This is a genomic window from Asanoa ferruginea (assembly GCF_003387075.1).
Classification (GTDB): domain Bacteria; phylum Actinomycetota; class Actinomycetes; order Mycobacteriales; family Micromonosporaceae; genus Asanoa; species Asanoa ferruginea.
The window spans coordinates 8,197,739-8,210,074 of record NZ_QUMQ01000001.1 but is presented as its reverse complement, the minus strand read 5'-3'; the positions used below and the strand labels follow the sequence as shown (position 1 = coordinate 8,210,074).

Here is a 12,336-nt window from a genome sequence, read left to right as displayed (position 1 = left end):
TCGGCTCACCTCCACCAGCATTCCTCCGGAGGCGACACCCATGACCGCCCCGCGCACCGCGGCCGACGTGCGCGCGAGCCTGGAGCTCGCGCTCGCCAACGCCGTTGCCGAGAAAGGCTACGCCGCGACCACGATCGCCGACATCGTCGCCAACGCGCGCGTCTCGAAACGCACCTTCTACGAGCACTTCGCCGACAAGGAAGCGTGCCTGATGGCGCTCTACGGCGACGCCTGCGCGCGGATCATGGCGGTCCTGCGCAGCGCCGGCGCGATCGAGCAGCCCTGGCCCGACCGGATCCGCGCGCTGACCGCCGCCTACCTGGGCTCCCTCGACGCGATGCTGCCGGTCAACCGCGCCGTCGTGGTCGAGATGCAGGCCGCCGGCGTGCGGGCCTACCGGATGCGGCAGCGGGTGCAGCGCGAGTTCGCGCAGACCCTGGTCGACGTCGTCGACGGCGCGCGGCGGACCAACCCGAAGATCACGCCGCTCACCGCGCCGATGGCGCTCGCCCTGGTCGGCGGCATCAACGAGCTCATGCTCGACGTCGTCGGCCCGAGCGGCGAGCCCGGCAACACGTTCACCGGCCTCACCGAGCACGTGGTCGCACTGTTCACCGCGGTCGTCCCGGAGGGATGATGAACGGCGAAGCTCACAGGTGGCACACAGGAAACCCCTAAACGGCGCACAGTAAGCGCCCTCACGATATGGAGCATGGTCACGATCGGCGACGGGCGGCTAACCGACTTTCGGCGCATCGACGGCGCGCCGATCCGGGTGCTCGTCGTCGACGACGAGCCGACGCTGGCTGACCTGCTGTCGATGGCCCTGCGCTACGAGGGCTGGGACGTGCGGTCGGCACTGACCGGCGGCGGTGCCGTGCAGGAGGCGAAACTCTTCGGCCCCGACGTCGTCGTGCTCGACGTGATGCTGCCCGACTTCGACGGGCTCGAGGTGATGCGGCGGATGCGCGTACACGCGCCCAATGTTCCGGTCCTGTTCCTCACGGCGCGTGACGCGGTGGAGGATCGGGTCGCGGGGCTCACTGCCGGGGGCGACGACTACGTGACCAAGCCGTTCAGCCTCGAAGAGGTGGTGGCCCGGCTGCGAGCGCTGATGCGGCGGGCCGGGGTGGGTGTCAGCGCGCGCGAGGAGGCGGTGCTCACCGTCGGTGACCTCACCCTTGACGAAGACTCCCATGAGGTACGCCGCTCCGGTGCCCTGATCACCCTCACCGCGACCGAGTTCGAGCTGCTCCGGTTCCTGATGCGCAACCCGCGACGGGTGCTCAGCAAGGCACAGATCCTCGACCGAGTATGGAACTACGACTTCGGCGGGCAGGCCAACGTCGTCGAGCTTTACATCTCCTACCTGCGGAAGAAGATCGACGCCGGGCACGCACCGATGATCCACACGCTGCGGGGCGCCGGATATGTCCTCAAGCCCGCCGACTGAGCCGCCGGGGGCGCTCTCCCCAGCGCCCCCGGCGCCTCGTAGGCGGCGGACCCGGTCGCTCCGTGCCCGGCTGCTGTTCGCGGTGATCGCCCTGCTCACGCTCGTGCTGATCAGCACTGGCGCGATCACCACCGTCGCGCTCCGCCGTTCGCTGGTCGGCCAGGTCGACCGGCAACTCGCCGCCAGCCAACTCCGCGCCGGCCTGCCACCGGCCGGCGCCCACCCGGACAACGGCGACCCAGACCGGGGAGACGGCAACCCAGCCGCGGGCGATCAGTCCGGCGACGGCACCCCTTCGAGCGGCGATCAGTCCGGCGACGGCAACTCTTCCAGCGGCGGTCAGCCCGGCGACGGCACCCCTTCCGGCGGCGGTCAGCCCGGCCAAGCCACCCCATCCCCAGGCGATCAGCCCGGCGACGGCACCCCGTCCGCGGGCGATCGTCAGGGCTACAGCACCCCGCCGCCGGGGCGGCCACCGCGCAACGGCCGGCCTCCGGGACCGCCGCCACCGCCCGGGCCGCCGAGCGAGTGGCCCGACGTCGGGCCGGCCATCAACGGCCAGCCGCCCGACACGCTGGCCGCCGTGGTCCGCGACGGGAAAGTCACCCTCTCCGGCAAGCGCGACCCGGAATCCACCACCGAGATCCTCGCGATTCCCGCCGCGCTCCACCCGCTGCTGGCGAACGTGCCCGCCGACGGCCGCGCGCACGGCCGCGACCTCGGCGACCTCGGCGAGTACCGGCTCGCCGCCCGCGACGACGACGGCAGCACGGTCGTGATCGGACTGCCCATGAAGCCGGTCGACGACACCGTCCGCGACCTGGTCATCATCGAGTCGGCCCTGGCCGCCGCCGCGCTGCTGCTCGCCGGTGGCGCGGGCGCCCTCATCGTGCGCCGCTCGCTGCGCCCGCTCGAACGCGTCGCCGCCACCGCCGCCCAGGTCAGCGAGCTGCCGCTGGATCGCGGCGAGGTCGCGCTGTCGGTCCGGGTGCCGGCGGCCGACACCGATCCGGACACCGAGGTCGGCCGGGTCGGTGCCGCGCTCAACCGGATGCTCACCCACGTCAGCGACGCGCTCGCCGCCCGGCATGCCAGTGAGACCCGGGTACGCCAGTTCGTCGCCGACGCCAGTCACGAGTTGCGCACCCCGCTCGCCGCCATCCGTGGCTACGCCGAGTTGACCCGCCGCAACCGCGAGCCGGTGCCGGCCGACGTGCTGCACGCGATCCGCCGGGTCGAATCCGAGAGCGCGCGGATGACCACGCTGGTCGAAGACCTGCTGCTGCTGGCCCGTCTCGACGCCGGCCGCCCGCTCGCCGCGGGTGCCGTCGACCTGACCGCGATGGTGGTCGACGCGGTTGGCGACGCGCACGTGGCCGGGCCCGACCACCACTGGCGGCTCGACCTGCCGCCCGAGGCGGTCCTGGTCGACGGCGACGCGCTGCGGCTGCACCAGGTGCTCGCCAACCTGCTGGCCAACGCCCGCACCCACACGCCACCGGGCAGCATCGTCGTCACCTCGCTGACCACCGACGCCGGGTCGGCGGTGCTCGTCGTCGCCGACGACGGCCCGGGCATCCCGGCCGACCAGCAGCGCGAGGTGTTCGAGCGGTTCGCCCGCGGCGACTCGTCGCGGTCCCGCGCGGCCGGCAGCACCGGGCTGGGTCTGGCGATCGTGGCCGCCGTCGTCGACGCGCACCGCGGCACGGTCACCGTCGACAGCGAGCCAGGACAGACCGTTTTCACCGTACGGCTGCCGCTGTTCACCGACGACGACCCGGAAACCGGACAACTCCCGCCCGGATGACGCCGCGCGCCCGCCCGGTTTGCCGGTTACGCCAGCCGGGTATCGCACCCGTGCGGGATATCGACGGAGGGGAGTGGCCGTGGCCCGTCGGAGCGTGACAGCAGGTATCGCGTGCGGCGTGGTGATCGGCGTCGTGCTCGGGATGTTCGTGTTCGACAACATGGCCATCGGCATCGCGATCGGCATCGGCATCGGCCTGGCCATCGGGATCGCGCTCGGCTTCGGCGAGGCGGGCGAGCCGGGCGAGGCGGTCGGCCCGGGCGGCCCGGGAGGGCCGGGCGGGCCGGGACGGCCGGGCGGGCCGGGCAACGCGCGCGAGGCCGGCGCCGGCGAGTGGTCCGAGCAGGACCCGTGACCTGTCATACCCGGGTGGGACGCTGACCGGCATGAGCGTGCAGGAGTCGGCCGCCACCCGCATCCCCGGCGCGGTCGTCTGGCAACGGAGGATGACCGGCCCGGCGCAGGCGCGCATCCTGCCCGACGGCTGCACCGACCTGATCTGGTCGAGCCGCACCGGGCTGCTGATCGCCGGCCCCGACACCACCGCCGACCTGGCCGAGCTCAGCGCCGGCGAGGTGATCGTCGGCCTGCGCTTCCCGCCCGGCACCGGCCCGGCCGTCTTCGGCGTGCCCGCGGCCGAGCTCACCGACCAGCGGGTGCCGCTCGACGCGCTCTGGCCGGCCGCGACCGTCCGCGAGATCGACGACGGCATGGCCGGCGGTGGCGGCGGCGACCTGCTCGACCGGGTCGCCGACGCGCGGCTGCGCGCGGCCGGCGGCCCCGACCCGCGGGCCCGCGTGGTCGCCAGCCGGCTGGCCGGCGGCGCGACGGTGGCGCAGACCGCGGCGACCATCGGGCTCAGCGCCCGGCACCTGCACCGGGCCAGCCGCGACCTGTTCGGCTACGGCCCCAAGACGCTGGCCCGCATCCTGCGGCTGCGCCGCGCGCTCGCGCTGCTGCGATCGGGGGTGCCGGCAGCTCTGGCGGCCGCCGAGGCCGGCTACGCCGACCAGCCGCACCTGTCGCGTGACGTGCGCGACCTGGCCGGCGTGCCGCTCGGCGACCTGCTTCAGCCGAGCGCGGCGAAAAGGTCGACCGCGTTGCCGTCGGGGTCGGTCAGGGTCGCATAGCGCTGGCCCCAGAAAGCGGCGAATGGCGCGAGGTGCCCGGTGTGCCCGTCCTTCGTCATCCGCGCATACGTCTCGTCGACCTCCGCCGGTGAGTCACACCGGAACGCGAGCGAGGCGCGGGCCGAGCCGCTCGGCGGCTGCCACGACGGGTCGAACGACCGGATCGTCTCGACGGTGTCGAAGGCCAACCGCAGGCCACCGGGCAGCGTGACCTCGGCGTGCGGCTCCTTGTCGGCCTCGGCGGGGATGTCCAGGCCGAGCGCGCGATAGAACGCGAGCGATCGCTCCATATCGGCCACGACCAGCCCGAACAGGTCAATGCGAAGTGTCATGCCGCCACCGTAGGACGGCCGGCGGGGGTGGGTCTTGAAGGAATCGGACCCGGCCATGTTGGACAAGACACGCCAGGGCACGCGCTCGGGACGCTGCGCCGATCCGATCTCAAGCGTAGGGTCGGGGCACGGCACGTGACAAACATCCGTCCGGGTGGAAAACGGGTGTTGTCCGCGTGATGACGCGGTGCCGGGGAGGACGGGGCAGTCAACACCGCGTGCTCAACCGACCGCGGGGGCGGTCGCACGAGCGCGGGTGGCAAAGAGGGAGGAGTGGGCGGGATGCAAACCCATCTGGCCTATCTGGACGCGGGGTCCGGCAGCCTGATCGTGCAGGCGCTGGTGGCCGGCACGGCCGGTGTGGTGGTGGCCGCCAAGCTCTACTGGCGACGGTTGAAGAGCGTGTTCCGCCGCAAGACGCCGGCTGAAGCGACAACGGCCGACCAGGACTGAGCGCTCGGTGACACCTGAAAACCCCCGGCCGCACGCCGAGCCGGGTTCTTTCCGCGACCCTCAGACCCGGGTCTTCTACTCGGGCGACGAGGTCCTGCGCGGTCTGGGTGCGCAGGCGGCGCAAGACTGGAAGGCGCTGCGGGCCAGCGACTTCTTCGCGCGCACCCAGACCGACGGCACGGTCACCGCGACCGACGAGGTCGACCGGGAACTGCCCGGCGAGCCCGGCACCTGGAGTGCCACGCTGCGCCACACGCCGATCCCGTTCGTGACCTATCCCTACGAGTGGTCGCACGCCATGCGGCAGGACGCCGCCCGGCTGCACCTCGACCTGCTGCGGCGCGCGTTGGCCGCCGGCTTCACGATGAAGGACGGCTCCGCCTACAACCTGCAGTGGCGGGGAGCGGCGCCCGAGTTCATCGACATCGGCTCGTTCGAGCCGGCCCGGCCGGGCGAGCCGTGGGCCGGCTACCGGCAGTTCTGCCAGACGTTGCTCTACCCGCTGATGCTCCAGGCGCATCTCGACCTCGACCCGCGGCCGCTGCTGCGGGCCCAGATCGACGGCGTCGAGCCGGCGCAGATGCGCCGCCTCTTCGGCGGCACCAGGCGGCTGGCGGCGGGCGTGCTCAAGCACGTGCACCTGCACGACAGCATCCAGTCGCGCAACGCCGACCGGAGCACCGGCGCGGTCCGTGAGCAGCTCCGCGACGCCGGCTTCAACAGCGAGCTGGTCGCGGCCGCCGCGCGGGCGATGGCCAAGCTGGTCGACAAGCTCGACTGGGCGCCGCCGGCCACACACTGGGGCGGCTACCGGGAGACGTGCAGCTACTCCGACGACGACCGGGCGGCCAAGGCCCGCTTCGTCGACGCGGCGCTCGACGCCGCCGACCGCACCGACCTGGTGCTCGACCTGGGTGCCAACGATGGCGTGTTCGCCCGGCAGGCGGCCGCCAAGGCCGGCTACGTGGTCGCCGTCGAGGCCGATCCCGCGGTCGTCGACACGCTCTACCGCCAGCTCCGCGCCGACGGCGAGAAGCGCATCCTGCCGATCGTGATGGACCTCGCCGACCCTTCGCCGGGCGGCGGCTGGGCCGGCGTCGAGCGGGCCGGGTTCGCCGCCCGCGCCGCCAAGGCCGACGTCGCGCTGGCCCTGGCGCTCGTGCACCACCTGGCGATCGGGCGCAACGTGCCGCTGCCGGCGATCGTCGACTGGCTGGCCGGGATGGGCCGGCACGTGGTCGTCGAGTTCGTGCACGCCGAAGACCCGATGGCGCGGCGGTTGCTGGCCAACAAGCCCGACGGGCTGTTCCCCGACTACCACGTCGAGACGTTCGTCCGGCTGCTCGGGGAGCGCTTCGACATCGCGCGGCGGGAGACGTTGCCGGGCGGCACTCGTACCCTGATCGCGGGTGTCCGGCGTGACTGAAGCGGCGGCCGCGCCGCACCAGGTCCGGGTCTGGGCCCGGGGAGAGCTCGCACCGCTGCTGGAGATCATCGCCCTGTGCGGGCTGGCGATCGCCCAGCCGCTGCTCGACGTGACCGGCCGGAGTCCCGACTTCTTCCTCTTCTACGGCGCCGGCCGGGGCGACATCCTGCTGCTGGTCGCGCTGGTCACGGTCGTGCCGCCGGCCGTGCTCTGGACGCTCGGCGCGCTGACCGGGCTGGTCGGGCCGCGCACCCGGAAGATCACCCATACCGTCACCGTCGGCCTGCTGGTCGCCGCGATCTCCGTGCAGGTCGGCAAGAAACTGCTGCCCATGCGCGGCCTGCCGCTGGCGGTGCTGGGGCTCGCGGTCGGTGCCGCGATCGCCTACGCCTACTGGCGCTGGCGGGTGCCGGGCCAGCTCATGCGGATCGCCTCGCTGGGCCCGCTGGTGTTCGTCGCGCTGTTCGCGTTCGCGTCGCCGACCTCGGCCGTGGTGCTGCCGTCGGCCGCGCTGTCGGCACGCTCCGACGTCACCAGCACCAAGGCCAGCCACCCGCCGGTGGTGATGCTCATGCTCGACGAGTTTCCGCTGGTCTCGCTGCTCGGGCCCGACGGGCGGATCGACAGCGCGAAATACCCCAACATCGCGGCGCTGGCCGGCGGCTCGACCTGGTATCGCAACGCGACCGGGGTGAGCGGCTGGACCCCGTACGCGATGCCCGCGATGTTGACCGGTCGTTATCCGGCCAAAGAGGTCGCCCCGCACTACGCGGCCTATCCCGACAACCTCTTCACGTTGCTCGGCGGCACCTACGACACCAATGTGCAGGAGACCATCACCGAGTTGTGCCCGCCCAGCGAGTGTGGCGACGCGGTGAAGCACGACGGCGGAATGAAAGCGTTGCTCCGCGAGGTGGCCGGCGTGCTGGGCCAGATCGCCTCGCCGCGCGACGAGCCGGCCGACGACCCGGAGGCGACCTACCGCGAGTCGACGATCGCCGAGGCGCGCTCGGGTGTGGCGCCCGGCGACCCGAAGTTCCGCTGGGACAGCCTCGACGACAACCAGCCGTCCCGGTTCACCACGTTCCTCGACGGGCTGGTGCCGACCCAGCGGCCCGAGTTGCATTTCCTGCACCTGCTGATGCCGCACACGCCGTGGAACTATCTGCCCTCCGGCACGCGTTACGAGGCGCCGGAAGACTTCCCGCTCGACGGCCCCGGCTGGGTGGAGACCGCCCGCGACCGGCACCTGGCCCAGGTCGGCTACACCGACCTGCTGGTCGGCAAGATGATCGAGCGGATGAAGCAGACCGGCCTGTGGGACAAGGCGGTCGTCGTGGTGACCGCCGACCACGGTGTCTCCTTCACCCTCGACCACCAGGGCCGGGGGATGGGCGCGGTGACCGCGTCGCCCGAAGAGGTGCTCTGGGTGCCGCTGTTCATCAAGTCGCCGGGCCAGCAGGCCGGCGCGGTCGACGACCGCAACTGGCAACACGTCGACCTGCTGCCGACGGTCGCCGAGATGGCCGGTGTCACGGTGCCGTGGCAGGTCGACGGTCGCCCGGTGTCGGCACCGCCGCGAACCACCCCTGACCACACATACTGCGATCTGCCTGGCAAACCCGTGCAAATCTCCGATACGAGCACGTTCCAGAAGATCATCTCTGGCCAGGCGGGCCCGCACATGGCCCCCAGAACCCGGCCGGACCTGGTCGGCCGGCGGGTCGACACGCTCACGGTCAGCGAGGGCGCCGGGCCCAACATCAAGGTCGACGACGCCGACGCGTTCGCCGACGTCGAGCCGGAGACCGGCACGATCCCCGCGCTGGTCTACGGCGAGCTGCCCAGCAAGATCCGCGACGGCACGCCGATCGCGATCGCCGTCAACGGGAAGATCGGCGCGGTCACCCAGGCGACCTGGGCCGACAAGAAGGGCCGCCGGTTCGCGGCGCTCGTCCCCGACGAGACGCTCTTCGTGCCCGGCGCCAACACGTTGACGATCTACGAAGTTGCTGGCGGAGAGCTCAAGCGACTCCCGACCGCCTGATCGACCGCTCAGGTGTGGCAAATCCCTCGTCGCCGGGGACCTGGGCGCGATTCCGGCGGATCATGTCGAACGATTACCGTTGTACTGAGGCGTAACAACGACGCGACATCCCCCCACCCGTCAAAAGCGAGGACCTGATGACCGATGTCAAGCTAGACCACCCGGCCGGGCAGCTCTCGATGGCGGTACGACCGGCCGTGGAGGGCCCCGCGGGCCTCGACGTCGGCGCGCTGCTGAAAGAGACCGGATATGTCACCTATGACCCGGGTTTCGTCAACACTGCCGCGACCTCGTCGGAGATCACCTATATCGACGGCGACGAGGGGATCCTCCGCTACCGCGGCTACCCGATCGAGCAGCTCGCCGAGCACTCCTCGTTCCTCGAGGTCACCTACCTGCTGATCTACGGCGAGCTGCCGACCGCCGACCAGCTCGGTGAGTTCACCGACAAGATCCGCCTGCACACGCTCCTGCACGAGGACTTCCGCGGCTTCTTCGACGGCTTCCCGCGCGACGCGCACCCGATGCCGGTGCTCTCCTCCGCGGTCAGCGCGCTGTCGACCTTCTACCAGGACAGCCTCGACCCGTTCGACCGCGACCAGGTCGAGATCTCCACGATCCGGATGCTGGCCAAGGTGCCGACGATCGCGTCCTACGCCTACAAGAAGTCGATCGGCCAGCCGCTGCTCTACCCGGACAACTCCCTCGGCTACGTCGAAGACTTCCTGCGGATGACCTTCGGCGTCCCGGCGACCAAATACGAGGTCGACCCGGTCATGGCCAAGGCGCTCGACATGCTCTTCATCCTGCACGCCGACCACGAGCAGAACTGCTCGACCTCGACCGTACGGTTGGTCGGCTCGGCCAACGCCAACCTGTTCGTCTCGGTCGCGGCCGGCGTCAACGCGCTGATGGGCCCGCTGCACGGCGGTGCCAACCAGGCCGTGCTGGAGATGCTCGACCAGATCCAGCGCGACGGCGGCGACGTCAAGGCGTTCGTCAACAAGGTCAAGAACCGCGAGGCCGGCGTCAAGCTGATGGGCTTCGGCCACCGGGTCTACAAGAACTACGACCCGCGCGCGGCGATCGTGAAGAAGTCGGCGCAGGACGTGCTCTCCCGCATGTCGAAGGCCGACCCGCTACTCGACCTCGCGATGCAGCTCGAGGAGATCGCGCTGGCCGACGACTTCTTCGTGTCGCGCAAGCTCTACCCCAACGTCGACTTCTACACCGGCCTGATCTACAAGGCGATGGGCTTCCCGACGAAGATGTTCACCGTGCTGTTCGCGCTGGGCCGGCTGCCCGGGTGGATAGCGCAGTGGCGCGAGATGATCGCCGACCCGGCCACCAAGATCGGCCGCCCGCGGCAGCTCTACACCGGCGCCGCACAGCGTGACTTCGTGGGCATCGACCAGCGCTGACGGTATTCTGGAAAGATCCGGCAAAGCGCTCGACGAGGTCGTCAACGGACGACCCGCTGGATTGACGCTACCGTCGGTGGGGCAATAGGCGGCACCGGCCGGGATCCGGCCGGTGCCGCTCTGACACCGCCAACAGGAGGCTGCGTCACATGCAGGTCTGGCCTGGCCAGCGATATCCGCTCGGTGCCACCTATGACGGCACCGGCACCAACTTCGCGATCTTCTCGGAGGTCGCGGAGGGGGTCGAGCTGTGCCTGTTCGACGAGTGGGGGCTCGGCAACGAGCGCCGGGTCAGCATGCAGGAGGTCGACGCCTACGTCTGGCACGCCTACCTGCCCGGCGTCGAGCCGGGCCAGCGTTACGGCTACCGGGTGCACGGGCGCTACGACCCCCGCGCGGGGCTGCGCTGCAACCCCAACAAGCTGCTGCTCGACCCCTACGCCAAGGCGATCGACGACGACGTCAACTGGGACCCGGCGGTCTACGACTACGACTTCGACGACCCCGACCGGATGTCGACCACCGACTCGGCGCCGTTCGTGCCCAAGGCCGTCGTCGTCAACCCCTTCTTCGACTGGGGCAACGACCGGCCGCCACGGACGCCCTACCACGAGTCGGTCATCTACGAGGCACACGTCAAGGGGCTGACCCGCAAGCACCCGGCGGTCCCCGACGAGCTGCGCGGCACCTACGCCGGAATCGGTCATCCCGCGGTCGTCGACCATCTCAAGAAGATGGGCGTGACCGCCCTCGAGTTGATGCCCGTGCACCAGTTCGTGCACGACAACCGGCTGGTCGACCTCGGGATGCGCAACTACTGGGGCTACAACACCATCGGCTTCTTCGCGCCCTACCACGGCTACTCGGCGATGGGCCGGCTCGGCCAGCAGGTGCAGGAGTTCCGCGGCATGGTCAAGACCCTGCACGCGGCCGGCATCGAGGTGATCCTCGACGTGGTCTACAACCACACCGCCGAGGGCAACCACCTGGGCCCGACGCTGGGCTTCAAGGGCATCGACAACCCGAGCTACTACCGGCTCTCCGACCAGGACCGGCGCTACTACGTCGACTACACCGGCACCGGCAACAGCCTCAACATGCGGCAGCCGCACTCGCTCCAACTGATCATGGACTCGCTCCGCTACTGGGTCGAGGAGATGCACGTCGACGGCTTCCGGTTCGACCTGGCCGCGACCCTGGCCCGCGAGTTCTACGAGGTCGACCGCCTGTCGACATTCTTCGAGGTGGTGCAGCAGGACCCGGTGGTCAGCCAGGTCAAGCTGATCGCCGAGCCGTGGGACATCGGCCCCGGCGGCTACCAGGTCGGCAACTTCCCGCCGGTGTGGACCGAGTGGAACGGCAAATACCGCGACACCGTCCGCGACTTCTGGCGCGGCGAGCCGGCGACGCTGGCCGAGTTCGCCTCCCGGATCTCCGGCTCGGCCGACCTCTACCAAGACGACGGCCGCCGGCCGTTCCACAGCATCAACTTCGTCACCTGCCACGACGGCTTCACCCTCAATGACCTGGTGTCCTACAACGACAAGCACAACGACGCCAACGGCGAGGACAACCGCGACGGCGAGAGCCACAACCGGTCGTGGAACTCCGGCGTCGAGGGGCCGACCGACAACCCCGGCGTGCTCGCCCTGCGGGCCCGGCAGCGCCGCAACTTCCTCGCCACCCTGCTGCTCTCCCAGGGCGTGCCGATGATCGGGCACGGCGACGAGTTGGGCCGCACGCAACACGGCAACAACAACGCCTACTGCCAGGACAACGAGCTGAGCTGGGTCGACTGGGAACACGTCGACGAGCACCTGCTGGCCTTCGTCCGCAAGCTCACCGCTTTCCGGGCCAGCCACCGGGTGTTCCGCCGCCGCCGGTTCTTCACCGGCCTGCCGGTGCAGACCCGCAGCGCCGGCGCACCGCTGCCCGACCTCGCCTGGTTCACCCCCGACGGGCGGGAGATGACCCAGCAGGACTGGGACAACCACTTCGGCCGCGCGGTGATGCTCTTCGTCAACGGCGAGGGCATCCGCGAACGCGGCCAATACGGCCAGCGGCACGTCGACGACTCGTTCCTGCTCTGCTTCAACGCACACGACGACGGTCTGCGGTTCACCGTCCCCGGGCACGAATATGGGCAGAAATGGGAAGCCGTGATCAGTACCGCCGAATATCCGGGGGAGACCCAACAGGTGATGGAAGCCGGGGCGTCGATCCTGGTCCCGGACCGGTCCCTCGTCGTGCTCGACCGATCGGTCTGA

General features: G+C 70.8%; 11 protein-coding genes. 10 read left to right on the top strand and 1 reads right to left on the bottom strand.

Features of this window, described 5'->3' with window-relative positions:
- The first annotated feature begins 40 nt into the window (after nucleotides 1-40).
- The 5 genes from DFJ67_RS38270 (at nucleotide 41) to DFJ67_RS38250 (ending at nucleotide 4,390) form a co-directional block, all read left to right on the top strand.
- The gene (locus tag DFJ67_RS38270) at nucleotides 41-637 is read left to right on the top strand and encodes a TetR/AcrR family transcriptional regulator (protein WP_116074036.1); all 597 of its coding nucleotides are present in this window, start codon (nucleotides 41-43) and stop codon (nucleotides 635-637) included.
- Nucleotides 638-712: 75 nt separating this feature from the next.
- Nucleotides 713-1,453 (top strand): response regulator transcription factor, encoded by a 741-nt coding sequence (locus DFJ67_RS38265; protein WP_116074034.1) that lies wholly within the window; start codon nucleotides 713-715, stop codon nucleotides 1,451-1,453.
- Between the two features lie 82 nt (nucleotides 1,454-1,535).
- Nucleotides 1,536-3,260 carry a sensor histidine kinase gene (locus DFJ67_RS43515; RefSeq protein ID WP_239097566.1) on the top strand — a complete coding sequence of 575 codons (1,725 nt, stop codon included), beginning with the start codon at nucleotides 1,536-1,538 and terminating at the stop codon, nucleotides 3,258-3,260.
- A 94-nt stretch (nucleotides 3,261-3,354) separates the two neighbouring features.
- Nucleotides 3,355-3,615: a hypothetical protein gene (locus DFJ67_RS43085; RefSeq protein WP_170216160.1), complete on the top strand. Its 261-nt coding sequence runs from the start codon at nucleotides 3,355-3,357 to the stop codon at nucleotides 3,613-3,615.
- Between the two features lie 31 nt (nucleotides 3,616-3,646).
- Complete coding sequence (locus DFJ67_RS38250) at nucleotides 3,647-4,390, top strand: helix-turn-helix domain-containing protein (protein ID WP_116074030.1); 744 nt, start codon at nucleotides 3,647-3,649, stop codon at nucleotides 4,388-4,390.
- On the opposite strand, the gene DFJ67_RS38245 is transcribed toward DFJ67_RS38250, so the two are convergent.
- Nucleotides 4,330-4,722, bottom strand: a complete 393-nt coding sequence (locus DFJ67_RS38245) for a VOC family protein (RefSeq protein ID WP_116077147.1) — start codon at nucleotides 4,720-4,722, stop codon at nucleotides 4,330-4,332. The genes DFJ67_RS38250 and DFJ67_RS38245 overlap by 61 nt on opposite strands.
- A 282-nt stretch (nucleotides 4,723-5,004) precedes the next feature.
- Between DFJ67_RS38245 and DFJ67_RS43080 the strand changes: the two genes are divergently transcribed.
- From DFJ67_RS43080 to glgX, 5 genes are all read left to right on the top strand, one after another.
- A complete protein-coding gene (locus DFJ67_RS43080) occupies nucleotides 5,005-5,175 on the top strand; it encodes a hypothetical protein (protein ID WP_170216159.1) in 171 nt (56 codons plus the stop codon).
- 7 nt (nucleotides 5,176-5,182) lie between these two features.
- Nucleotides 5,183-6,601 (top strand): class I SAM-dependent methyltransferase, encoded by a 1,419-nt coding sequence (locus tag DFJ67_RS38240; protein WP_116074028.1) that lies wholly within the window; start codon nucleotides 5,183-5,185, stop codon nucleotides 6,599-6,601.
- A complete protein-coding gene (locus tag DFJ67_RS38235) occupies nucleotides 6,585-8,648 on the top strand; it encodes a sulfatase-like hydrolase/transferase (RefSeq protein WP_116074026.1) in 2,064 nt (687 codons plus the stop codon). Before DFJ67_RS38240 ends, DFJ67_RS38235 begins: the two co-directional genes overlap by 17 nt.
- A 137-nt stretch (nucleotides 8,649-8,785) precedes the next feature.
- A complete protein-coding gene (locus tag DFJ67_RS38230; RefSeq protein WP_116074024.1) occupies nucleotides 8,786-10,069 on the top strand; it encodes a citrate synthase in 1,284 nt (427 codons plus the stop codon).
- 149 nt (nucleotides 10,070-10,218) lie between these two features.
- Nucleotides 10,219-12,336 carry a glycogen debranching protein GlgX gene (gene glgX, locus DFJ67_RS38225; RefSeq protein WP_116074022.1) on the top strand — a complete coding sequence of 706 codons (2,118 nt, stop codon included), beginning with the start codon at nucleotides 10,219-10,221 and terminating at the stop codon, nucleotides 12,334-12,336.